At 45.0% G+C, this 24302-nt stretch carries 27 protein-coding genes; 15 read left to right on the forward strand and 12 right to left on the reverse strand.

What is annotated here, in order from left to right; genetic code table 11:
* On the reverse strand, nucleotides 1-708 hold the full coding sequence (locus B3F51_RS14980) for a histidine phosphatase family protein (RefSeq protein WP_148637132.1): 708 nt from the start codon (nucleotides 706-708) through the stop codon (nucleotides 1-3).
* Between the two features lie 131 nt (nucleotides 709-839).
* Here B3F51_RS14980 and B3F51_RS14985 point away from each other — a divergent pair, with 131 nt between their 5' ends.
* From B3F51_RS14985 to eutL, 15 genes are all read left to right on the forward strand, one after another.
* Complete coding sequence (locus B3F51_RS14985) at nucleotides 840-1769, forward strand: DMT family transporter (protein ID WP_148637131.1); 930 nt, start codon at nucleotides 840-842, stop codon at nucleotides 1767-1769.
* 77 nt (nucleotides 1770-1846) lie between these two features.
* The gene (locus B3F51_RS14990; protein ID WP_148637130.1) at nucleotides 1847-2917 is read left to right on the forward strand and encodes an NAD(P)H-dependent flavin oxidoreductase; all 1071 of its coding nucleotides are present in this window, start codon (nucleotides 1847-1849) and stop codon (nucleotides 2915-2917) included.
* A 132-nt stretch (nucleotides 2918-3049) separates the two neighbouring features.
* Complete coding sequence (locus tag B3F51_RS14995) at nucleotides 3050-3532, forward strand: MarR family winged helix-turn-helix transcriptional regulator (RefSeq protein WP_148637129.1); 483 nt, start codon at nucleotides 3050-3052, stop codon at nucleotides 3530-3532.
* A 15-nt stretch (nucleotides 3533-3547) separates the two neighbouring features.
* On the forward strand, nucleotides 3548-4507 hold the full coding sequence (locus B3F51_RS15000) for a beta-ketoacyl-ACP synthase III (RefSeq protein WP_286807809.1): 960 nt from the start codon (nucleotides 3548-3550) through the stop codon (nucleotides 4505-4507).
* Nucleotides 4508-4594: 87 nt separating this feature from the next.
* Nucleotides 4595-4816 carry an acyl carrier protein gene (locus B3F51_RS15005; RefSeq protein WP_070372239.1) on the forward strand — a complete coding sequence of 74 codons (222 nt, stop codon included), beginning with the start codon at nucleotides 4595-4597 and terminating at the stop codon, nucleotides 4814-4816.
* 10 nt (nucleotides 4817-4826) lie between these two features.
* Nucleotides 4827-5774 carry an enoyl-[acyl-carrier-protein] reductase FabK gene (gene fabK, locus B3F51_RS15010; RefSeq protein ID WP_070372240.1) on the forward strand — a complete coding sequence of 316 codons (948 nt, stop codon included), beginning with the start codon at nucleotides 4827-4829 and terminating at the stop codon, nucleotides 5772-5774.
* Entirely contained in the window at nucleotides 5762-6703 is a 942-nt protein-coding gene (locus tag B3F51_RS15015; protein ID WP_070372241.1) for an ACP S-malonyltransferase, read from the forward strand. The genes fabK and B3F51_RS15015 overlap by 13 nt, the downstream gene beginning before the upstream one ends.
* Complete coding sequence (gene fabG, locus B3F51_RS15020) at nucleotides 6697-7437, forward strand: 3-oxoacyl-[acyl-carrier-protein] reductase (protein WP_148637127.1); 741 nt, start codon at nucleotides 6697-6699, stop codon at nucleotides 7435-7437. Before B3F51_RS15015 ends, fabG begins: the two co-directional genes overlap by 7 nt.
* Nucleotides 7438-7446: 9 nt before the next feature.
* On the forward strand, nucleotides 7447-8685 hold the full coding sequence (gene fabF / locus B3F51_RS15025) for a beta-ketoacyl-ACP synthase II (RefSeq protein ID WP_286807811.1): 1239 nt from the start codon (nucleotides 7447-7449) through the stop codon (nucleotides 8683-8685).
* 13 nt (nucleotides 8686-8698) lie between these two features.
* On the forward strand, nucleotides 8699-9172 hold the full coding sequence (accB, locus tag B3F51_RS15030; protein ID WP_070372244.1) for an acetyl-CoA carboxylase biotin carboxyl carrier protein: 474 nt from the start codon (nucleotides 8699-8701) through the stop codon (nucleotides 9170-9172).
* A gap of 110 nt (nucleotides 9173-9282) precedes the next feature.
* Complete coding sequence (fabZ, locus tag B3F51_RS15035; protein WP_070372245.1) at nucleotides 9283-9699, forward strand: 3-hydroxyacyl-ACP dehydratase FabZ; 417 nt, start codon at nucleotides 9283-9285, stop codon at nucleotides 9697-9699.
* 11 nt (nucleotides 9700-9710) lie between these two features.
* Nucleotides 9711-11063 carry an acetyl-CoA carboxylase biotin carboxylase subunit gene (gene accC, locus B3F51_RS15040; RefSeq protein ID WP_286807812.1) on the forward strand — a complete coding sequence of 451 codons (1353 nt, stop codon included), beginning with the start codon at nucleotides 9711-9713 and terminating at the stop codon, nucleotides 11061-11063.
* A gap of 15 nt (nucleotides 11064-11078) precedes the next feature.
* The gene (gene accD, locus B3F51_RS15045; RefSeq protein WP_286807813.1) at nucleotides 11079-11966 is read left to right on the forward strand and encodes an acetyl-CoA carboxylase, carboxyltransferase subunit beta; all 888 of its coding nucleotides are present in this window, start codon (nucleotides 11079-11081) and stop codon (nucleotides 11964-11966) included.
* Nucleotides 11953-12744 (forward strand): acetyl-CoA carboxylase carboxyltransferase subunit alpha, encoded by a 792-nt coding sequence (locus tag B3F51_RS15050; RefSeq protein WP_286807814.1) that lies wholly within the window; start codon nucleotides 11953-11955, stop codon nucleotides 12742-12744. Before accD ends, B3F51_RS15050 begins: the two co-directional genes overlap by 14 nt.
* A gap of 141 nt (nucleotides 12745-12885) precedes the next feature.
* Nucleotides 12886-13530 (forward strand): ethanolamine utilization microcompartment protein EutL, encoded by a 645-nt coding sequence (gene eutL, locus B3F51_RS15055; protein ID WP_070372249.1) that lies wholly within the window; start codon nucleotides 12886-12888, stop codon nucleotides 13528-13530.
* 61 nt (nucleotides 13531-13591) lie between these two features.
* On the opposite strand, the gene B3F51_RS15060 is transcribed toward eutL, so the two are convergent.
* The 11 genes from B3F51_RS15060 to B3F51_RS15110 all read right to left on the reverse strand — a co-directional run bounded on the left by B3F51_RS15060 (nucleotide 13592) and on the right by B3F51_RS15110 (nucleotide 24185).
* Nucleotides 13592-14179, reverse strand: coding sequence for a zinc ribbon domain-containing protein (locus B3F51_RS15060; RefSeq protein ID WP_084633734.1), 588 nt, complete (start codon nucleotides 14177-14179; stop codon nucleotides 13592-13594).
* A gap of 60 nt (nucleotides 14180-14239) precedes the next feature.
* Nucleotides 14240-14734: a peptidylprolyl isomerase gene (locus B3F51_RS15065; RefSeq protein ID WP_148637119.1), complete on the reverse strand. Its 495-nt coding sequence runs from the start codon at nucleotides 14732-14734 to the stop codon at nucleotides 14240-14242.
* 110 nt (nucleotides 14735-14844) lie between these two features.
* A complete protein-coding gene (locus B3F51_RS15070; protein ID WP_286807815.1) occupies nucleotides 14845-16077 on the reverse strand; it encodes an NAD(P)/FAD-dependent oxidoreductase in 1233 nt (410 codons plus the stop codon).
* Nucleotides 16074-16523: a 4Fe-4S dicluster domain-containing protein gene (locus B3F51_RS15075; RefSeq protein WP_070372252.1), complete on the reverse strand. Its 450-nt coding sequence runs from the start codon at nucleotides 16521-16523 to the stop codon at nucleotides 16074-16076. Before B3F51_RS15075 ends, B3F51_RS15070 begins: the two co-directional genes overlap by 4 nt.
* A gap of 12 nt (nucleotides 16524-16535) precedes the next feature.
* Entirely contained in the window at nucleotides 16536-18419 is a 1884-nt protein-coding gene (gene cooS / locus B3F51_RS15080) for an anaerobic carbon-monoxide dehydrogenase catalytic subunit (RefSeq protein WP_286807816.1), read from the reverse strand.
* A 249-nt stretch (nucleotides 18420-18668) separates the two neighbouring features.
* Nucleotides 18669-19082, reverse strand: coding sequence for a Fur family transcriptional regulator (locus B3F51_RS15085; RefSeq protein WP_286807817.1), 414 nt, complete (start codon nucleotides 19080-19082; stop codon nucleotides 18669-18671).
* A 228-nt stretch (nucleotides 19083-19310) separates the two neighbouring features.
* A complete protein-coding gene (locus B3F51_RS15090; RefSeq protein WP_286947890.1) occupies nucleotides 19311-19766 on the reverse strand; it encodes a hypothetical protein in 456 nt (151 codons plus the stop codon).
* Nucleotides 19767-19991: 225 nt separating this feature from the next.
* Nucleotides 19992-22493, reverse strand: a complete 2502-nt coding sequence (locus B3F51_RS15095; protein WP_286807819.1) for an FAD-dependent oxidoreductase — start codon at nucleotides 22491-22493, stop codon at nucleotides 19992-19994.
* Nucleotides 22490-22780 carry an ArsR/SmtB family transcription factor gene (locus tag B3F51_RS15100; protein ID WP_286807820.1) on the reverse strand — a complete coding sequence of 97 codons (291 nt, stop codon included), beginning with the start codon at nucleotides 22778-22780 and terminating at the stop codon, nucleotides 22490-22492. Before B3F51_RS15100 ends, B3F51_RS15095 begins: the two co-directional genes overlap by 4 nt.
* Before the next feature lie 424 nt (nucleotides 22781-23204).
* A complete protein-coding gene (locus B3F51_RS15105) occupies nucleotides 23205-23630 on the reverse strand; it encodes a MarR family winged helix-turn-helix transcriptional regulator (protein WP_286947892.1) in 426 nt (141 codons plus the stop codon).
* A 75-nt stretch (nucleotides 23631-23705) separates the two neighbouring features.
* A complete protein-coding gene (locus B3F51_RS15110; RefSeq protein WP_286947895.1) occupies nucleotides 23706-24185 on the reverse strand; it encodes a glutathione peroxidase in 480 nt (159 codons plus the stop codon).
* Between the last annotated feature and the right edge of the window lie 117 nt (nucleotides 24186-24302).

The raw sequence follows: 24302 nt of genomic DNA on the forward strand, positions 1-24302 counted from the left end.
TTACTTCTTTTTTTTATGGGCGGCTTTGGTTTTCGCTTCAGCTCGTGCAGCCGCCCGCATGGCGGATTTCTTGGCATCCGTCAAGGGGGTTGGGTGTGGAATCAGTTCATCATAGGGTGGGGTGGTCATATGGGATAGCATCCCAAAGCCGTGGTTATAATCAATCATCGTGATACTTCCCAATTTAATGTCAAAATGCCATTTACAGTCCAGCGGCAGATTCAGCATGTTGGTCAACATGCCGTGGATCGTACCACCGTGAGCCACCATCAGAACCGTTTCGCCTTCGGTTAGTTCGGTTAAAAATTCGGCGCAAAGGTCATGATATTCCCGTTGACTCTGACCCTGGGGGACTCTGTAATTTATATAATTTGCCATCCATTGATCCCATTCTGACTGGAAAATTTCGATGCATTCGTCACGGGTTTTTCCTTCAAAGATCCCGAAGTTAAATTCCCGCAGGCGGTGGTCGACCAAAATTTCTTTCCCGGTTTCTGCCCCTACAGCCTGGGCAATTTTGTAAGCCCGGGTTGTTGGACTGGCAAAGATTTTATCAAATGCCAGTTTCTTATCTAAGGCAATCAGTTCTTCAACCAGAATTTCTTTCATAGCCTCGCCCCGGGGCGTATAATCGGATTCGGTGTGACCATTGAGGCGATGTTCCACATTTCCAAAAGTTTCTACATGTCTAACCAATACAAGTTTCATTTATTCGTCCTTATGTAATTTATATACTTCTTCTCTATTATAACTCATTTTAATCGGGGAAACCAAAATATTTTTGCCATCCCTGATTATTTTAGTTATAATTAAACCAGAACCTGAGAAAGGATATCATCATGGAAAAAATAAAAAAACAAGCACTCTTTGCTGATCTGGGGCTGGTAGCTGTGGCTTTTGTCTGGGGCAGTGGTTTTGTTGCGTCAAAAAACGCCCTGGACTCCATGTCACCGATGATGTTGATGACGGTCCGATTCGCCGTTGCCTCCCTGTTATCCGGATTTATTTTCCGGAAAAATTTAAAAAACCTCTCAAAAGATACAATTAAGTCCGGTTGTGTGATTGGCTTTTTTTTGTTCACTGCTTTTGCCGCCCAGATGATTGGTCTGCAATATATGCTGGCCGGAAAACAGGCTTTTTTAACGGCGACCAATGTGATTATGGTACCCTTTATTTACTGGGCCGTCAAAAAACATCGGCCGGATCAGTATAATTTTGTAGCAGCTTTTATTATGCTGCTGGGGCTGGCCCTGTTGACCATCGATTTTTCGGTTGGATTTTCCTTTAATCCCGGGGATGCCCTTACCCTGTTGTGTGCCTTATTATACGCCTGTCATATTGTCGTGGTGGGGATTTACTCAAAAGAACATGATCCCATTGCCCTGACAGTGATTCAACTGGGTTTTGCGGCAATCGTATCCTTAGCCTATGTTATACTAACTGACGAATTTACCCTGGCGATCCCGATACCCGGTCTTATCAATGGCTTGTATCTGGGGATATTCTGTACCTTCCTGGCATTTTTGGGACAGACAATGGCCCAAAAATATACCAATTCCACCCATGCCGCCATTATCCTTAGTCTTGAAGCGGTCTTTGGCAGTCTCTTATCGATCATGATCCTTGGCGAGGATTTCACGTTGATGATGTTTTTGGGCTGTCTGGTTATTTTTATGGGCATCCTCACCGCTGAAACCAAGTGGTCCTTTTTAAAAATAGCATTTCTTAAAACAAAACGGGATACTCCGGAAAAAATAACCGAGATTTAGCTTTTTCTTTACAGATTAATTCTCAATATGCTATGATTACCTCCAATCGCAAGAATAATTGCAAAGGAGGTTTTTTTTTGAAAACTCAATTTAATATTGGAAATCTGGAATTTTCCAAACCGATTGTCCAGGGAGGCATGGGGATCGGTGTTTCGCTTTCTAATCTGGCCGGTCACGTCTCAAAACTTGGCGGACTCGGTGTTTTATCGGCAGTGGAAATGGGTAGTGATTACCCTGACTATAAAAAAAATCCCAAGCTGGCCAATCGACAAGCAATGACGGATCACTTTAAACGGGCCAAAACAATATCCGGCAATCGACCCATCGGAATTAATATTATGGTGGCCTTAACCCAATACGAACAACTGGTTAAAGATGCTGTGCAAACTGGATATGATATCATTTTTGCCGGAGCAGGCCTGCCCTTAACCCTGCCGGAACTGACCCGCAATTCTTTAACCAGGATTGCTCCCATTATATCATCCAAGCGGGTAGCCAAGCTGATCTTAAAACACTGGTGGCGCCACTACGAAGTTGCTCCCGATGCCATCGTTCTGGAAGGTCCCCTGGCGGGCGGTCATTTAGGTTTTAAAAATGAAGATCTGACTCCCCAGCGGTTGGCTGAACAGGCGCTACCAGCATTAATTCCCGGCGTATTGGAAGAAATCAAACCCTATGAGGATCTGGTTGGACGACACATCCCCCTAATCGCCGGTGGTGGAATTACTACAGCAGCCGATGTTCGGGAAACGCTGGCAGCTGGTGCCGATGCCGTTCAGATTGGTTCCCGCTTCGTCACCACCGACGAATGTGATGCCTCACAGGCCTTTAAAGAAGCCATGGTTAAAGCAACCAAAACCGATATTGAGATTATTGTCAGTCCTGCTGGTTTGCCAGGCCGGGCCATTCACAACCGCTTTCTGGAAGAAGTCAAAGCTGGATTGCGGCACCCCAAAAACTGTCCCATTAACTGCATCAAGAGTTGTGACTATAAAACGGCACCCTACTGTATTGGTTTGGCACTGATTGCCGGTAGAAAAGGTGATCTCGATAACGGCTATGTTTTTTCCGGGGCCAACGCCTATAAGATCTCTGAAATTACCACCGTGGAAGCCTTAATGAATGAATTAACCAGTGAGCTTGGTTAAAAAAAATTATTTTAGAGAGCTATTAAATCTTAAGACCGCCTAAGAAACTCTCCAGAACCAGAGCTTTTCTTGACAAATATTTTTTTAGCGCTATAATTAGTTAGACAATCTAATAAATATGGAGGTGACCCTTTGGACTCTTTTTCTTCCCAACTCAACGCCGTTCTGGTTGATACATTCAATAATATTTTAAAGTTTGAAGAGGATTTACTCAAGCAATCGACAAATATTGATTTATCAATCAATGAAATGCATCTGATTGAGCATGTGGGAAAAAATACAAATGATGGAAGAACCATAAGTGATCTTGCCCAAAGTCTAAACATTACCCTCCCCTCAGTAACAGTGGCCATTAATAAACTGGTCAAGAAGGGGTATGTAAAAAAAGAGAAAAGCAATACCGATGGGCGAGTTGTATACGTCCGTCTTACCGACAAGGGCTTGCGGATCGATAAAATTCACCAGTATTTTCATGTAAAAATGGTGAAAGATATTGCTAAAGAAATGACTGATGAAGAAAAAGAAGTTTTAATTCATGGCATGGAAAAATTAAATGGTTTTTTCAGAAAAAAATTATCAAGGCTCGCTGACGAAAATGAGTCGTCCGAGCCTTGATGTTTGGAGGAACAAATGTCCTTTACAATTATCGGAACCGGTTCTGCGTTGCCTAAAACAATTCAGACCAATGAAGACCTCGCCCAGTTTCTGGATACGTCCCATGAGTGGATCGTTTCTCGAACTGGCATTGAAGCCAGGCATATTTGTGTCGATGAGTCCATTTTGGATATCGCCCTGGAAGCCAGTGTGAACGCTCTGGCAAACGCCCAAATCAAACCAACTGAGCTCGATCTGATTATCTGCCCCACCCTTGGCGGTGATACTGTCACCCCTTCTCTGGCCTGCCTGATTCAGGAACAACTTGGTGCGACCTGCCCCAGTTTTGACCTTAATGCGGCCTGTTCTGGCTTTGTCTATGGGCTGGACGTGGCTGATGCCTATTTTTCCCGCAATGGTGATATGAAAATTTTAGTCATTGCGGTGGATGCGATGTCCAAACTGGTGGACTGGCAGGATCGGGCCACCGCCGTTCTTTTTGGCGATGGTGCCGGTGCGACGGTGCTGACCAGCGGCGACAGCCTCAAAGCGATCCAACTGACTGCCGTCGGAAATCAGCATGCCTTAAGCATTCCCTGGCCCAAGGGTAACCATCCCCTGACCACAGGTCAGCCCCATCCAGCTCCCTATCTGCTGATGGATGGGCCGGAGGTTTATCGCTTTGCGGTAGCTGCCATATGCAGTGATTTACGCTCGGTGACACAAAAAGCCGGTATTGCTCTTGCAGATCTTGATTATATTATTCCCCATCAGGCCAACCTGCGGATTATCGAAGGGGCTGCCAAACGACTGAAGTTATCAATTGACAAATTTGTTCTGCGGGTCGACGGCTGCGGCAATACTTCTGCAGCCAGTATTCCTCTGGTATTGGATGAACTGAATCGCAATGGTTTATTCAAATCCGGTACCCGAATTGCCTTAACCGCTTTTGGCGGGGGCCTGACAACTGGCGCCTGTGTGATTGAATGGGCCTGATAGGGTCTACTAACAATTATAATTACTAAAGCAACTAAACCGATCTCAAGTAAAAATTTATTTTATAATCTTAGGAGGATTAATCAAATGGTATTAGAAAAAGTAGTGGAAATTTTACGGAATTACAAAGACGAACAGGATCTGGAAGTAACAATGGATTCAACCTTCGAAGAACTGGAACTGGACTCACTGGATACGGTAGAACTGGTTATGGAAATCGAAGAAGCCTTTGATACCAGCATTGAAATGGATGGCGAACTGACAACGATTGGTGATGTGGTAGAGCTGATCGAAAAAGCAATCGCTTAGGTGAAATAGGATGATTAAAACACCACTCTGCGATCTATTAAACATTGAATTTCCCATTCTTCAAGGAGGAATGGCGTGGATATCCGATGCTCAGCTTGCGGCTGCCGTGTCAAATGCAGGTGGTTTAGGGATTATTTCGTCAATGAACGCCGATGAAAATTGGCTCCGCACCGAAATTATCAAAGTAAAAAGCTTGACGGATAAACCTTTTGGTGTCAATGTCATGCTGATGAACCCCCATGTCGATAAAATTGCCCAGGTACTGATTGATGAAAAGGTTCCGGTGGTTACTACCGGAGCTGGCAATCCCGGAAAATTTATGAAAATGTGGATTGAAGCCGGTATTAAAGTGATTCCTGTCGTGCCTTCCACCGGGTTGGCACGGTTTTCCGAGCGGGCAGGCGCCACCGCCGTAATTGCCGAAGGTGGTGAATCCGGCGGACATGTCGGCGAAATGGCCACCATGCCATTGATTCCCCAGGTCTGTGACGCAGTTTCAATTCCGGTCATCGCTGCCGGTGGTATCGGTGATGGCCGGGGGATCGCTGCAGCGCTGATGCTGGGGGCCGTGGGCGTTCAACTGGGCACCCGATTCTTAGTCGCCCAAGAAACCAACATCCATGAAAATTATAAAGATAAAATTATTAAAGCCAAAGATATTGACACCATCCTCAGTGGACGAACATTGGGTCATCCGGTCCGATCTCTGAAAACAACCTTCTCAAAAGATTTCATAAAATTGGAAAATGACCCAACTGCGCCACCAGAAGCTCTGGAAGAATACGGTCGGGGTGCCCTTCGCATTGCCGCTCAGGAAGGTGATTCTCAAAAAGGTTGCTTCATGGCTGGCCAGATTGCCGGCATGATAAAAGAAAAACAAAGCGTGAAGGAAATCATCTTAACACTGGCCAAAGAAACCGAAACAGTATTAAAAGGAGGCTTACAATGGGTAAAATAGCACTGCTTTTCCCGGGTCAGGGATCTCAGTATGTTGGTATGGGCAAACCCCTCTACGAACACTGCGTGTCTTCGCGAACGATTTTTGACCAAGTTAATGCCGTTCATCAGGGCACCACTGCCCTCTGTTTTGAAGGGCCTTCCGAAGCCCTCAATCAAACCGAAAACACCCAACCCTGTATTTTTGCTGTCGAATTGGCAGCCCTGGCTGCTTTGCAATGTGTTGGCGTTGAAGCCCAGGGAATCGCTGGATTCTCGCTGGGGGAAGTAACCGGATTGGTAGCCGCCGGAGTTCTGTCAATGGACGATGGTTTAAAGTTTGTTAAAAAGCGTGGCCGGGCGATGGAAGAGGCCGCACAGATGACGCCTGCAACCATGGTAGCGGTTTTAAAACTTGAAAATCCCAAAGTGGAAGCACTCTGCAAGGAATTCAACCAGTGTTACCCGGTTAACTATAATTGTCCCGGGCAGCTGGTTGTCGCACTTTTAAAAGCCGATCAGGAATTGTTTTTAACCCGGGTTAAAGAGCTGGGCGGCCGGGGTATTCCCCTGACCCTGTCTGGCGGTTTTCACTCGCCTTTTATGACCTATGCCACTAAACTGCTTGAAAAGCGGATCTATGAATTGACCTTCACTGAAGCGTCAATTCCCCTCTATTCCAACGCCTATGCCAAGCCCTACCCTGATGCGCCGGTGGATATCCGGTCCTACATTCTGCACCAGATCAATCATCCCGTATTATGGGAACAAACCATGCGCAATATGATCGCCGATGGATTTACTACCTTTATTGAATGTGGCCCCGGCAAAACCCTGGGCGGATTCTTAAAAAAAATTGACAAATCAGTAACCTGTCATCACGTTGAAACCCTGTTGACCGATTATCTGGAAGCTAAAAACGCTGGAAAGGAATGGACTTTTACATGCTAACAGGAAAAACTGCACTCATCACTGGTGGTGCCAAAGGAATTGGCCGGGCGATCGCCCTGAAAATTGCTGAAGCCCATGGAAATGTCGCCATTATCTACCGCGGTAGTCAAATAAATGCTGAAGCTACCATTGCGGAATTGCTGGCTTTTGGTGTTCAGGCCAGAAGCTATCAATGTGATGTCGCTGACTTCAGTGCCACTAAAGAACTGGTTGCTCAAATTATTAACGATTTTGGCGGCTTGGACATCCTGGTGAACAATGCCGGTATTACGAATGATAAGTTATTAATCGCCATGAAAGAAGAAGATTTTGACAGCGTCATCAACACCAACTTAAAAGGCGCTTTTAACATGACCAAACACGTCGGGGCCTACCTGCTTAAGCAGCGTAAAGGGCGAATTATCAATATTTCTTCAGTTTCCGGTCTGATGGGTAACGTCGGCCAATGTAATTACGCCGCTGCCAAAGCTGGACTGATCGGCCTGACCAAGTCAGCTGCCAAAGAAATGGCGCTGCGGGGAGTTACCTGTAATGCCATTGCCCCCGGTTTTATTGATACCGATATGACTAAGGCATTAAAACCCGAAATAAAGACAGAAATACTCAAACAAATTCCCTTAAAACGTTTGGGACAGGCTGATGACATTGCCAATCTCTGCGTTTATTTAAGTAGCGATTTATCCGGCTATATTACAGGAGAAGTCATTAAAGTTGATGGCGGTCTCTATATTTAGGAGTAATTTATGAATCGACGAGTTGTTATAACAGGATGCGGTGCCGTTTCTCCAGTGGGTAGCACTATAGAACGTTTTTGGGAAAACCTGACAAACGGAAAATGCGGCATCGACTTTATTAAAAAGTTTGATACCACCGACTTAAAAGTGAAAATTGCAGGTGAGGTTCATGATTTTGAACCCCTTGATTATATTAAAAAAAGTGAAATCCGCAAAACCGATCTATTTACCCAATACGGCATTGGTGCGGCTGTTCAGGCGATGGAAGACAGCGGTGTCCAGGCTCATGTCGATCCCAGCCGACTGGGTGTTTTTATCGGTTCCGGCATCGGTGGTATTCATACCTTTATTGATGAATGCCACAAAATGGATGAAAAAGGTCCCAGTCGGATTTCACCCTTCTTTATCCCGATGATGATTTCAAACATCGCTGCTGGCACCATTGCCATTCGCTATAATGCGCAGGGACCCTGCTTGCCAATTGTTACGGCCTGCGCCACTGGCACCCATTCAATCGGTGAAGCCTTTCGCAGTATCAAACACGGTTATGCTGATGCGATTATTGCTGGCGGTACCGAAGCCAGTATTTCGCCACTATCAGTGGCCGGTTTCACAAATTTAACGGCGTTAACAACCGTTAACGACCCGGCCCGGGCCTCGATTCCCTTTGATAAGAATCGCAGCGGTTTTGTCATGAGCGAAGGCGCTGGTGCCCTGGTGCTGGAAGAAAGGGAATCGGCCCTGAACCGGGGCGCTAAAATTTATGGCGAAATTGTCGGCTACGGCAATACCTGTGACGCCTACCATATTACAGCCCCCCACCCTGACGCCATCGGCGGAACCCGGGCCATCCATCTGGCGATGGACGAAGCAACCCGGAGCGGTGTCAGTTTCGAAGAAGTTCAGATCTATGTCAATGCCCACGGTACCAGTACCCCCCTTAACGATAAATCAGAAACCATTGCCATTAAAAATGCCCTGGGTGAGCATATCAGCCGCACCCTGGTCAGCTCGACCAAATCAATGACTGGACATATGTTAGGCGCTGCCGGTGCCATCGAAGCGATTGCCTCAGTGTTGGCTTTAAAAGACGGCATTATTCCCCCCACCATTGGCTATCAGGAAGCTGACCCGGACTGTGACCTGGATTATGTTCCCAATCAGAAACGGGCAGTCGAAAGTGATATCGCCCTGTCGATTTCCCTTGGATTTGGTGGTCACAATGCGTGTCTGGCATTTGTTAAGTAGAGGAGAATAAGTAATGGAATTAACGACTGAAACCATTCAAGCCCTGGCGAAAATCATGTCGGCCGAAAAACTGACCAGTCTGGCTCTTGATCAGGGCAACCTGAAAATCGAAATGAAACGGGAAAGCGGTTTGACTTTCACAGGAGAAGCAACTTCTTGTGAACCACAAATAACGATCACTGCGCCACAGCCCCCACAAGATCTGCCTGTGATAGCCGAAACTCCTGAAGTCTCTAACAATGCCGAGTGGAAAGAAATTAAATCCCCGATGGTGGGTGTTTTTTACCAAAGTAGTCAACCCGGGAAGCCGCCCTATGTGACCAAGGGACAACACTTTGCTGACGGTGATACCCTATGTATCATTGAAGCGATGAAGCTGATGAACGAAATTACCGCCGAAACCGCCGGTACCATTATGGAAGTATGCGTCAGCAACGGCCAGGTTGTGGAATTCGGCCAGGTACTCTATCGCATTGTAGAGGACTAATATTTTAACGTAAAATCGATACCGTACTGATCCCATTCGGTACGGTTAAATCTTGTTGTGATTAAGCAATTACAAAAGCGAATTTTAGAAAAATTCAGAAGGAAATCAGAATGAAACGTGATGAATTAAAGAAGATCCTGCCTCACCGTGAGCCGATGCTGCTGATTGACGAGGCTAAAAAAATAGATGACACCACCGCCACCGGTCGCTACACGGTTACCGGCGATGAGTTTTTTTTACAGGGCCATTTTCCCGGTAACCCGGTCGTACCAGGGGTCATCCTCTGCGAAATTATGGCTCAGACCAGCTGTGTCTTATTGGCTGAGTTAGAAGGTGCCAACAAAACCCCCTACTTTACTGGTCTGAATAAAGTAAAATTCAAAGAAAAAGTTCGCGTTGGCGATACCATTGAAATTACCTGCAGTTTGACAAAATCCAAACCGCCGTTTTATTTTGCCAGCGGTTCGGGATCAGTAAACGGCAAGGTGGCGGTAGTCGGAGAATTTTCGTTTGCCCTGATTGAGTAAGGAGGCTTCCGATGTTTTCAAAGATACTGATTGCCAATCGGGGCGAAATTGCGTTGCGGATTATCCGTGCCTGTAAGGAAATGGGCGTTGCAACTGTGGCCGTCTTTTCCACCGCAGATGAAAACAGCCTTCACGTCAGCCTAGCCGATGAAAGTATTTGTATTGGCCCGGCAGCTGTGACAGACTCCTATCTGAATATTTCGGCAATTTTATCGGCGGCCGTATTAACCGGGGCGGAAGCCATCCACCCCGGTTACGGACTGTTATCGGAAAATCCCAAGTTCGCCCGGCTCTGCGCCCAATGCGGGATTGCCTTTATTGGACCGAGCTGGGAAATCATTTCAAAAATGGGCGATAAGGATCAGGCCCGGGCCACCATGGCGGCCGCTGGCGTTCCCATTGTCCCTGGTACCGATATTATAAGTGATCCCGATCAAGCCCATCGCAAAGCCGATGAAATTGGCTATCCATTATTAGTCAAGGCCCGGTCTGGCGGTGGTGGCAAAGGCATCCGACTGGTGGAACGATCCGAGGATTTCTTAAACGAATATTCGCTGGCCCGGCAGGAAGCCCAAAATGCTTTTTATGACGATGGGGTTTATCTGGAAAAGTTTTTAACCCGAGTCAAGCACATCGAAATTCAATTACTTTGCGATCAGCATCAGCATGTGGTGGCACTGGGTGAACGGGAGTGCTCGGTGCAACGCAAGAATCAGAAGTTGCTGGAAGAAAGCCCTTCCCCTTCCCTGACCCCAGAAATCCGCATGGCAATGATGGAAGTTTCCCGCCAGGCGGCGCTGGCCATTGGCTATGAAAATGCCGGTACCATCGAATTTTTAATGGATGCGCAGGGTCATTTTTACTTTATGGAAATGAACACCCGGTTGCAGGTCGAACATCCAATTACCGAAATGGTGACCGGGGTGGATATTGTCAAATGGCAGATCCGGATTGCGGCTGGATTACCTCTGACCTTTGGTCAGGAGGATGTCCATATTCAGGGCCACGCCATCGAATGCCGAATCAATGCCGAAAATCCCCTGCTCGATTTCAGGCCCAACTGCGGCACCATCAACTTTCTTCATGTACCCGGTGGCCCCTGGGTGCGTTTCGACACCCTGCTCTATCAGGGCTATGCGATTCCGCCCTATTATGATTCGATGGTTGGTAAACTGATTGTCCACTCTAAAACCAGGGAGCTGACGATCCGCAAAATGAAAGCCGCCCTGTGTGAGCTGGTGATTGAAGGAATTGACCACACCAGCCAGGTGCAGTTGGATATTCTTAGTCACCCCTTATTTATTGCGGGCGATTACTTTACTGATTTTATGGAAAATGAATTTGGCAAGACTTTGCCGGAATAAAAATGGAGGGTTTAAATGCTTAGTAAAGGTCTATTTAAAAAACCGAAAAATGAACTGGAAGCCCAGCACCGAATCAAGCGTAAAACCGATCCGGCGATTCCCTCGGAATTATGCCGAAGCTGTCCATCCTGCAAGCAGTTGAGCTTCACCTCCGATTTAGAAAGCAACTTCCACGTCTGCCCCAAGTGCGGACATCATTTTCGGATCAATGCCCGCCAACGCCTGAATATGATTATTGATCAGGATACCTTTGTGGAGCAGTATCATGAGATGTCCTCAACCAATCGTCTGGGTTTTCCCGGATACGATGAAAAACTGGAGCAGGCCGCCCTTTTCAGCCACGAAAACGAAGGAGTCATTATTGGCACCGGAAAAATTGACAATCGGAAGGTAGCTCTATTCGTTATGGAAGCCACCTTTATGATGGGCAGTATGGGACAGGTTGTCGGAGAGAAGATCACGTTAATCTTTGAATACGCCCTAAAACACCAGCTCCCGGTGATTGGCTACACCGTTTCCGGTGGCGCCCGGATGCAGGAAGGGATGCTGGCACTGATGCAAATGGCTAAAACCAGCGGTGCCGTCAAACGACACAGTGATGCCGGTCTGCTTTACCTGACCATCCTCACCGACCCAACCACTGGCGGTGTCACTGCCAGCTTCGCCATGGAAGGCGATATTATTCTGGCTGAACCGGAAGCCTTAATTGCCTTTGCTGGCCCCCGGGTGATTGAGCAGACCATTCGTCAGCGTTTACCCAAAGGCTTTCAACGGGCCGAGTTTTTACTGGAAAAAGGCTTTGTCGATGCGATTGTTCCCCGTAGCACCCAAAAAGAAACCCTGACACAATTATTAACCCTTCACGGGATTCCCAAAGGTGGTGATCAAAATGGAAGCATATAAACGGGTTGCCCTGGCCCGTAAAAAGACCCGTCCGACCGGACAGGATTTTATTGATAATCTCTTTACCGATTTTATTGAACTGCATGGCGACCGCTGTTTTGGTGACGACCCGGCAGTAATTTCCGGTCTGGGTCACCTGATGGACATGCCAGTGACCGTCATTGCCCAGGAACGAGGTCAGAATACCAAATCCCGGGTCAAACGTAACTTTGGCTCCGCTCATCCGGAAGGTTACCGCAAGGCCCTACGGCAGATGAAACTGGCCGAAAAATTCAATCGCCCGATTGTTTGTCTGATTGACACCTCCGGTGCCTTTTGTGGAATCGGTGCCGAAGAACGGGGCCAGGGACTAGCCATTGCCAATAATCTGATGGAGATGATGAGCCTAAAGGTTCCGATTCTGTCGGTTGTGATTGGCGAAGGTGGTAGTGGTGGCGCTTTGGCCCTGGGAGTGGCCGACGAGGTCTGGATGCTGGAAAATGCCATCTATTCGGTGATCTCACCGGAAGGCTGTGCCAGTATTCTCTGGAAAGACGCTTCCAAAACCAAAGATGCGGCTAATTGCCTAAAGCTGACCGCTCAAGACTTATTGGAGCTCCAGATCATCGATAAGATTATATCGGAGAACCATCGTGATTTCAAAAACGTCTATCGGGAATTAAAAATCGGATTATATAAATGTTTTCAAAAAAACCAGGCTCTCGATCACGACCAATTGATCAACAACCGCTATCAACGGTTCCGCAAATACGGTGCCATTGATAGTATGACCAAATGATTAATGCCTGATCATCCAAGCAGCCTCAAAAAGCAGATAACTACCCGTAGTGCTGCTTTTTTTTTATTGTTCCAGAACAAAATAAATGCTATTATAGTTAATAAGTAAATTTTCACAGAATTCACAAAAGGAGATGATACCATGACTGGAGATCGAATTAAATGCGAACTTGTTTATAGTAAATTGCTTACCGCTGTTGAAGACATCATGTTGGAGGAATTTGAATTGCCGGAAGGTTGTATTGACATCGGGATTTTTACCACCCAATATGATGGTGTTGGCTACTGCGCAGCTGACGAAGCCACTAAAAACTCCAATGTTGAGGTTGCCTACGTAAAAACCCTTTACGGAGCTGGCGCCGGTCTCAATGACGGTCAGGTATTTGGCGTCATTACTGGCCCAACCATCTCAGACGTTGAAAATGGACTGCGCTATATTCGTGACTACGCCGAGAATAAAGCCAGTGTTTACAGCGTTAATGAAGATGACAGTAACCTGATTTATGCCCAGTTGGTTCCCAAGATCGGTAAATATTTTTCGAAAACCTATGGTTTGCCGATGGGTTCCTCGATTGCTTTTCTGTTTGCTCCGGCCCTAGAAGGGGTTGTAGGTATCGATGAAGCTTTGACAGTTGCCGATGTGGAAGTGGTAAAATTTTTCGGACCACCGACCAATTCAAACCTCAGTGGCGCCATCCTGACGGGTACCCAGGCTAATTGCCGAACTGCCTGTGAAGCCTTTAAAAACGCCATTATCAGTTGTGTCGAAGACCCGGTTGATTATTAAAAGTATCATGAACGTAAAAAGAACCGTCAGCTGACGGTTCTTTTCTTTTTCGGTGTGAATTTTAGTAATAATACATCGACTGCATCATCGATGCGACAATGGCCATTACGATGCTGGAGAAGATAATCGAGAGGACAATCCCGATGCCCATAAAGATCAAGGTTGCCCAGGCAAAGTGTTTTTTCGTGGCTGCAGTTTTTGAATCAACGCTCCAGATAATCAACATCACGATATTGACAATCGGAATATACAAGAGCAGCAGGGTCAGCATCCAGTCACCAAGTGTCATCGGGGCTTCGGCATTATCCGGAACTGCCTGGGATCTTGGTGGAGCCTGATAGGATGATCCACTTTGCGTCGATTCTGGGGGTGTCGTTGTGATGGTTTCTGAGATAATAACCGTTTCCTCGACAATACCATCAGCAATGATTTCATCGGCAACAATTTCTTGCGATAAGCTCTCTTCATCCGGGGTATCCCCAGGAATCTCTTTTCCGGAAACATCATGAGAAAGATTTTCATTGTCGAAAACGCCTGCCGTGAAATCTTCAACTTCACCAGGATTTTCCTTCAAAACATTACCACAGTTACCACAAACTACATCTTCGGAACTGATCCCGGCGTAACATTTGGGACAATACTTTGCCATTGCGCTCACATCCTTTTTATTTTATTTTATCATAAAAGCAGGATGATTTCAAAATATAATTCAGGACACAACTTCAATTTTTTTGATAACCTGATCGGTGTAGGGTTTATCTGATCGATCCCGATCTACCGCTACAATGGCATCCGCTGTTTCGATACCAGAGATCACCTTACCAAAAGCGGCATACTGGCCATCTAAGAATGGTGCATCATCAACCATGATAAAGAATTGCGAACCAGCCGAATTTGGCATGCCGGAACGGGCCATTGAAATGACACCCTTGACGTGTTTTAGGTCATTGACAACGCCATTGCCGGAAAACTCACCTAATATAGTGTGTCCCGGGCCGCCCATGCCAGTACCCTGGGGGCATCCGCCCTGAATCATAAAACCGGGAATGACTCGATGAAAAATTAAGCCATTATAGAACCCATCATTGACCAGGGTTAAAAAGTTTTCAACGGTGATCGGGGCAACTTCGGGATATAGTTCCACTTCCATGGTCTGGCCATTTTCCATTTCAATTTTTACAATTGGATTTACTGTTTCTGACATTATTTCCTCAAAATATTTCTGATAATTTTCATTTCAATGTAGTATACACCAAATGAAATAAAATGAAAAGAGGCGATCGGCTGTCTTAAGTATTTTGCATGCGATGGTTTTTAGACCGCATATTTGTATTCACCGGTTTGTTGATCGAGATCGTAAAAATCAGCAAAGCTTAAACCAAAGACATCTTTGTTTTTATCGGAAACATCAATTTTATTTTTGATCAGATATTGCCAGAAACCCGTTCCGCCAATATCGCCCTGCATGATTACGCCCTGGACGACGCCATTTTTTAGCACCACTTTCTGATAATTGTGGCGGTCTTCACGGATGAGGATCTCACAGTTTTCTTCCGGTTCCGGGTTGATATTCCCCAACGATAAGGTTGTCAGCCCATAGAAATTAACGGTGTTTTTAAGGGCATAGCGGTCTTCGTATAATAATTTTTCGCCCAGCATGTTGATCGCTGCGATACGGCCCTGTTTCATGGCATTCGGCCAGATCCCGGCAATCCCGGTAACATCTCCAGCGGCATAAATATCGTCGATATTCGTCTTAAGATCATCACCAACGAGAATCGCCTGGTTGGTTTTTATCCCGGATCCCTGCGTAAAATTAAAGGCAGGGCGCACTCCAGCTGCAATCACAATGACATCGGCAGGAACCGCTTTACCACTGGCTAAATGGATTGTTGTGCCACGACCGACATCATTGACATCCACCGAAACAACCTTGTCTTCCAGGATAAACTCTGCGCCAGCCTCTTCAAACAGCTGCTGATAGGCCACAGCAGCCTGATGATCAAGCTGCAAACTCATTACGTCCTTAGTCATTTCAATGATGGTGACATTTAATCCCCGTTCCAATAAAGCCACAGCAGCGTCCATCCCCACCAGACCGGCACCGATAACCACAGCATTCTTTGCTGTTTGACATTCCCGGTCTAAAAGTTTTGCATCTTTTAAGTCACGGAAGCCATAGACATTTTTTGATTCCCGCAGTCCCGGGATCGGCGGAATAAAGTAGCCCGCTCCGGTGGCAATCAGTAATTTGTCATAGCTGATTGTCTGATTGTTATGGGTTGTTACGGTCTTATAATCAGGATCCAGGCTGATTACCGTGGTATTATTAAGCCAGGTTATTCCTGCTGTCTCAAAGAAATCATCGGCAATAAAGCTGATTCCTTTGGCATCCCGCTGATGCCCCAGAAATTTATGGAGCATACAACGGGAATGAACGCTGTCTTCCCTGGAAATAATGACGACTTCTGTTTTTGGCTCTGAGACTTTAATGGTTTTGGCTGCACTGATGCCAGCTGCACTGGCTCCGATGATTACAATTTTCATAGGTTTACCTCTTTCACAACGATGGCTTGTTTGGGACAGGCTTTGACACAACTGGGTCCATCCGGTTTATCATCGCAGAAATCACATTTTATGACCTTCGTCCGGGTTTTTTTATCTGGCTTTAACACCCCAAAAGGGCAGTTCATCACACACATATAACAGGCAGCACATTTGTTTTCATCATACTGCACATGGCCGCTAACCGGATCCTTTTCCAGCGCTCCACTCATACAGGAGAGCACACATTCCGGCTCGTCACAGTGACGACAGAAAATTGGCAGATAACCCTTCCCGGCATCGAACTTGATGAAATTTCGGGTTTCGGCATCAGGACTTTGCAGGTTGACGGTGTAAAAATTACTACCTTCTTCATGGGCGCTGATACAGGCAATATTGCAGTTCAGGCAGCCATCGCATTTTTCACGATCAATGATGATTCGTTTCATGATTACACCTCCTTAGATGTTTAATTCCTGACGTTTCTTTTCAATGATGGCATCCAAAGTTTGGGCGGCTGACTGGGCATTTTCATCAATGATCAATTGTCCACCAGTGAGGCTTAACATGTCCTGAGTAAATACCTGTACCGCCACCGGGCTGCCGGTTACAAACGGTGGTAAACCCAAATGCAGTGGCAGACCAAGGGCTAAACCAAAGGCACCGTCAGCCAGTGCTTGTTCTTCCAGCCATTGCGGCGCTGATAAAACCAACGGCAATTGTGGCAGATCAACGCCGATGGCTTCGGCCAGTTCAGTGGCAACCAGTTCCAGTCGGCCAATCGCCAGACAGGGACCAAAGTTTAAAACCGGCGGAATTCCCAGGCTCTCACAGACGGCCCGCAGCTTTGGTCCGGCCAGAGATGCCGCTGAAGGGGACATTAAACCGACATTTTCCAACCCGCCGGATGAACATCCTGCCGATAAAACCAGAATATCTTTGGCAATCAATTCTTTAACCAGATTGACCGTCAGCACGTCATGACCGCCAGCCGTTAAACTGGAACATCCGACCACCCCGGCAATCCCTTTAATTTCACCTTTGACAATTAAGTCAATCAACGGTTTCCAGGTTCCCCCCAGGAATGATTTCAAGGAGCCTTCACTGACGCCGGTTAACGTATCATCATTGCCGTGTTCGGCATCCAGATTCAAGGCAACCACTCCCCGTCTGGCCTGATACGCTTCGATTACGGAATCGATAATTTCATTACTCTGGCTTTCTTTTTCTTCAAAAACAAAGGGTTTCATTTCAGCGTTAGCTTTTTTGGAAACATCGTCTAAGCAGATTTGTTTGATTTTTAATTCGTCACAGATCGGTTCAATCCCCGGTAAGGTACAGTTGAATTCGGATAACACCGCATCAATAGCGCCAGTAGCAAGAATCGCTTCACTGGTAAAATTGTTACCGGCATGACCGTTGAAGACTTCTTTATAATGTTCGCCGCGCAATTGTAGATCTTGACCGACACAGGTACAACCAACCAGTTTGAACCCTTTGGCCCCAACAGCTTTGGCCTTTTCAATGACATCCCCCTGAATCAACCGCTCCTGTAAATAGGCAAACATTGAGTGCTGATGACCCGTGATCATGATATTGATATAGTCGGTATCAATAACCCGTAAGCCCACTGGCGCCAAACGGATGGAAGGTTCTCCGAGCATCACATCATTTAGCAGATTCGTCAGTGTTAAACCATAGAGACCGGTAGAAATACCCAGCTTCAAGCAGTTAAGATACATATCGACGGGATCTGAATTGAGATTGGTAGACGTTTTGACAACCCCGGCAAACACTTCCGATTTTGCCCCGCCTGGCAAGATGCCCAATTCTTTCCAACGATCAAACCGGGGTTTATAAGCCATTTTTTCGACCAGTTCCATTTTGATATAGTCCGGTTTATATAAATCAGATAAGACCAGATCGGCTATCTTTTCCGCACAAATATACTCATCGGTTTCATCCACTTCAAAAATTTCTGCCAGTTTGGCCAGAGCAACCTTACCTTTTAATATCCCTTTGCTGGCAGCGGTCTTTTTAAGCAATAGAGCCGTGTTTTCAACGATATGTATATAACATCCCGACCCGGCAGAAACCGCACGCAGGAAATTTCGGGCCACGATGGTGTCAGCCGTTGCGCCACAAACCCCTTTGGGTCCGTCTGGTGTGATTCGACATGGCCCATTTGAACAAAGCCGGCAACAGATCCCCTGTAGCCCGAAACCACATTTGACACTTTGCCCCTCCATCCGATGATGCGATGTATCCACGCTGAGATTGGAAATAAAGTTTTCCAGTTTTTGATCCGCACTTGCACAGGTTTTACAACTAAAATTTGAATTCATATGATACCCTCCAGTAATTTATATTTGTAGCTGTTTTCGATATTAATCTTACCTGTTTTCTTTAAAGAACTGTTCCGATTAAAATCATGTTTAAATTATATTTCTGGAACAAGTATTTGTCAAGAATGATTCAAGATAAATATTTATCATAACATTTAAGTCCAAAAAATTCAAAAGCCTGATACCACGGCATCAGGCTTTTGATGTTAAAATTTATTTTTGTAAAAGTAGTAAGTTTCTTAATAATGATCAGGCAAAAAGAGAGACTTCCATACGGTTTAGCGACACATCATCCGGTAGTTTATTCTTAAAATAATCGGAAAGTAAGATTTCCAGTTCCGGATCAAAGTAGTCACAAATACCGTTGTTTTCTTTATTATAGATATGTACATGAAACTGAGTATTGGCATCAAAACGCATTACTTCCTGATTGTCCTTTAACTTTAAAATCAGACCTTTTTCAGAGAAGGTTTCAAGAATATTATAAATCGTCCCTACCGACATCACATATCCCTGATTTTCGAGGGCATCCATTAACATATCAGCACTGGGGTGCGAGGTCATTTCTGACAATACCTTTAAAACGCTGATACGCTGGGGCGTGGCTTTTAATCCGACACTACGGATCATATCTGTATACATTTGGATCTTTTTACTTTTCATGATTAAGAATAACTCCTAACTAATAATTTCTGTTTTAATTATAGTATGATTCACTGATATTGTCAAACTTCTTTTAGCTTTTCTATTAAAAAAGTGTCCGATTCCACACGATTTTAAATTACATGGCTTGTCAGAGACAATCTTCGTAATTCTATCAGTGTGTCATCGGACACTTCCTCATTCTCACAAATTGTTTTTGATCAATCCTCATTTAGTCATCTCTCACATTCACATCTGCATTGATTTTGGAAGATTTGGTCGATTTTTATTAGCCAAAAATCCATCAGCTGTGATTTCATCTCCAATCATTTCCTCTGCGAAAAGCTCATCATTGCTCGTCAGGATTCGCCTTTCAACGGCAGGCATCATTTCCCGTCCCTGATCCAATAATCCTCTTGAAAGACTCATAACTTCAAAAGCTTTTTCCGTTTCATCACTGAACCATTTGTCGCCAATGATCTCGTCAGCAATTAACTCGTCTGTCAAGACGACATCATCCGTTTGTAGTGGCTTTGCTTCTTTAGCCGGGGTCATTTCCCTGCCACCATCGAGAAATTCCCGTGAAAAACTTCCACGTTCCATCATTTCCTCTTCAAGGAATTCATCAGCGATCTTCTTATCAACAACGATTCCCGTTGTTATTACCATGCCGCAAAAACTGCATTTTGTATCGTCAATACTCAAAATGTAAGTACATCGTGGACAATACTTCGGCATTTTACTCACTTCCTTCCAACTGTATTTTATCATAGGTTCAGTATTTTTACAAATGAAAGAAATCTATTTATCTTGTAAATCCTGAAATAAAGCTTTGGTTAAGCAATGTAAACAGGCTGATACAGAAATTTCTATTCTGCAACAGCCTGTTTGGTTTTATCTATAAAATGGTTGTACGAATGCAATTCGTGTTTATACAAATAAGGTGGTTCCGGCATTCTCATTGCTGGCGATATAGGTTCCGACGCCGGCAAATTCAATCCCGTCAATCAATTCTTCTTCCTTTATCCCCATCAGATCCATACTCATGGTACAGGCAATGAAACGAACCCCGGCATTTTGCGCTTTTTTAATCATTGTATCGAGGTCATCGACGTGTTTCTTTTTCATGATGCCCTTAATCATCGCCGGGCCGGCTCCCAACATATTCATCATTGACAGTGGCAGTCGGGCAGCTCCCTTTGGCATCATCGCTCCAAACATTTTTTCGATAAAGGTTTTATTGTGACCTTTGCCGTCTCTTCGTCGCAATGCATTGAGCCCCCAGAATGTAAAAAAGAGGGTGACGTTTTTCCCTTGGGCAGCAGCCCCCTGAGCAATGATCATCGAGGCCAGAACCTTATCTAGTTCGCCACTAAAAACCACCAGGGTGGCATTCTTCTGAGTTGAAACAGCAGGCATCAGGCTACAGGTTTCGCCAGCATCACCTTTTCGAATCACACTGACAAAGCTTTTGCCTTGGGTTATCTGCGATACCAGCGTATGGCCGTTGGTTTCGCACCAGCTTTTGATATCACTGACAAAGCCAAAATCGGTAGCAATAATCTGCACCAGATCACCGGCTTCAACACCTTGAATCGCCTCATACGTAGCCATCAACGGCCCTGGACATTGCAATCCGGTGACATCCACCTTTTTTTTGATCACCTGGTTCCCATCACCGCCGTGATCGACATTGCCGCCATCGGCTTCGTCTTTCTTGGGGATGCATTCACCAATAGTGAAATCCGGCTGAGCCAGCTGATAGTGGGCTGTTTTGTAGGTGCTGTAGCCACCCGATAAGTTATAGACATTGGTGAAGCCATGACCTTTTAGGATTCGTATACCCAGATACGCCCGTTGGCCGACCTGGCAACTGACATAAATTGGGGTGTCCTTGGCAATCGGTATTTCATCAATGCGATCTCTTAAGGTATCGAGTTCAATATTGACAGCACCTTTTATGGCACCGGCGCTAAATTCAATTGGTGTCCGGACATCCAATAGAAAGCCGCCTTTTCTAATGATCTCGTCAATCTCAAACCATTCTACTGTTTTATAAACGCCGGTTTCAATGTTGCTGGCGATATAACCCAAAACATTGACCGGATCTTTGGCTGATGAAAAAGGCGGTGCATAGCATAATTCGAAATCCTGAAGATCCAACACCGTCGCACCGGTTTTCATGGCGGTGGCAATAACATCAATTCGTTTTTCAGTGCCATCCTGGCCAACCGCCTGGGCCCCTAAAATTTGGAGGCTCTTTGGATCATAAAGCAGTTTCAAGGCAATATTGGTGGAATTGGGATAATAACCGGCATGATTGGCCCGATGTGCAATGACCACCTGATAATTTATTTTTTTTATATCCAGCTGGGCGGCATTATTGCCGGTGGAAGCAATTGTTTTGCCAAAGACTTTGGCGACAGCCGTGCCCTGAATTCCCAGGTTTTTTGTTTTAATTCCATTAATATAATCAGCAACAACCCGACCCTGACGGTTTGCTGGCCAGGCCAAGGGAATGGCGGTTTGCTTTTTAGTTACAAAATCCTTTACTTCAATGGCATCACCAATGGCAAAAATATCGGGATTAACGGCTTCGGTATCGGCATTGATGACTTCATAGTTTTCAGTTGTGACGATATGACCCCGGGGACCGCATTTGAGATTGGCATTTTTTGCAAGTGCGTTTTCCGGAACAACACCGATGGCTAAAATAACCAGATCGGCCTGTAATACCATACCGCTCTCCAGAACTACCTCGGCTCCCTGCTTTTGGAAATGATTCACCCCATCTTCCAGAATCAGATTAACACAATTGGCATTGATTTCCTGATGAACCAGTTGAGCCATTTCAAAATCCAGGGGTTTTAAGACCTGATTCATTTTTTCAACCAGAGTCACGTTGATTCCAAGCTCCTGGAGGTTTTCAGCCATTTCAACGCCGATAAATCCGCCTCCGATGACGACCGCCCGTCCGACCTTGCCGCCATCGACAATGGCTTTGATTTTATCGGTATCAGGAATATTTCGGAGGGTTAAGACATTTTGGGCTTCTGACAAACCAGGAATCGGAGGAGAAATTGGTTTGGCACCGGGAGATAAGATCAGCTTATCGAAGCTTTCAGTATACACTTCATCGGTCTGGTGGTTTTTAACTGCCACGGTTTTGGCGATTGGATCAATGCTGATAACCTCACTGAAATTTCGGATATCCAGATTAAAACGTTTTGACATGCCATCAACAGTTTGTACCAGTAATTTTTGACGATCTTTAATCACATTGCCAATATAATAGGGCAACCCACAATTAGCAAAAGAGATGTACTCATCCCGCTCAAACAAAATAATCTCGTCATCTTCACTTAAACGACGTAAACGGGCAGCAGCAGTCGCACCACCGGCGACGCCGCCAATAATTAATATTTTTTTCATGATAAATCCTCTCCGTACAATGCCTTAATAATATTTTGAGCTGGTTTACTGATGACTTCGTAATAAATCTCATTTCCTGTCCGGTAGCCCTTGACAATGCCGGCATTTTTCAGCTTTGATAAGTGTTGGGAAACCCCAGATTGGGAAACTTCAAGGCACTCTTCCATATAGGAAACATTGCATCTGCCATTGGCGATCAGTCCCTTTGTAATACACAACCGGACTGGGTGTCCCAGTGCTTTAAGAATGTCTGCCGTAACCTCGTGATCTTTCAAATCCATTTCCATGAAAAACTCTCCTTGCATCAACATAATAAATCAGCCTATCATTATTATATTAGACTTTTCTAATATGTCAACTCTTTTTTATTTTGTTTTGCTTCCAACGTCTTAAATCGAAATTCTATCGTCAAAAATTCGATTAACGCTTAATTATTTTGAATGACGAAAAATGAACAGTTGCGCCTTCTGTTCTGAATAGTCAAGGAATGTTACTCCTTAAACTGGTTTTTAATTGCTAATTACCTACACATTACCACATTCTAATACTTTAATCAAGGGGATTGTTTTGTCATATATTTAAATAGCGTAATGAATTTTTTATTCATTGTATAAAAAAAGCTCAGTATAATTTACTGAGCATTTGTTAGTATTCTTTTAGTGAAGCTAAACCCTTAAAAAGGATGACGACAGTTGATCAATGTGGTATTCCTTATTTAGTTCCTAATAACTTATATAATATATGGTACAGGGTAATTATTTCCTCTTGGGTGATGGGTAAGCACTCTTTAACTTTATCTGGAATCTGACTGGCAGGTTTCTTGAGGGCTACACCTTTTGGGGTGAGTTTAATAATCACGTTTCGCTCGTCATTGGGATCCCGGTTTCGCTCAATTAATTCGATTAATTCCAGCCGCTTCAATAACGGAGTCAAAGTTCCCGAATCCAGATAGAGATATTCGCCCATTGTTTTCACGTTGATGGTTTTATGCTCCCACAGCACCATCATGGCGAGATATTGGGTATAGGTCAGTCCGATCTCATCAAGATAGGGTTTATAACGTTTAACCACCTCTTTGGCACTGGCATAAAGCGGAAAACACAATTGATTTTCCAGTTTCAGTTGATCATTGTTCAAGTCAATCACTCCTTTGAAATAGTATACCAATCATTATACATCACAATTCTGTTGCAGGCAATTTTTCACTGGCGATTATTCGGCTAATAATTTTTTGATATCATTCTCAATTTTTTCGGGTTCATCGGTAGGCGCAAATCGTTTTACGACCTGGCCCTGTTTATTAACCAGAAATTTAGTGAAATTCCATTTTATTTTGGAACCCAGGATTCCTCCCTGCTCATTTTTCAGGAAATTGAACAACGGATCGGCGTTGTCACCATTGACATCAATTTTATGAAAAATCTTAAAAGTGACACCAAATCGGGTTTCGCAAAAACTCTTTATTTCGTCATCAGAACCGGGGGCCTGGTTGGCAAACTGATTACAGGGAAAATCAAGAATCTCAAAGCCCTGATCCCTATATGTATCGTATAGGTCCTGAAGTCCGGCGTATTGGGGGGTTAGACCACAACCAGTGGCAGTATTGACAATCAACAACACCTTACCTTGGTATTCTTTCATGGAAACATCCTGGCCAGTGGCATCTTTTACGGTAAAATCATATATGTTCATGATCGTTCTCCTTTGCGTAATTACATTGTATGCAATTATTATACATCTCAATTTAATTTCGTCAAGTGTTTTTTGCGAAGCTTTAGTACGATTTTAACATTGAATGCATAACTCAAA

The sequence above is a fragment of the Acetobacterium sp. UBA5834 genome (genome assembly GCF_002435675.1).
GTDB lineage: Bacteria > Bacillota > Clostridia > Eubacteriales > Eubacteriaceae > Acetobacterium > Acetobacterium wieringae.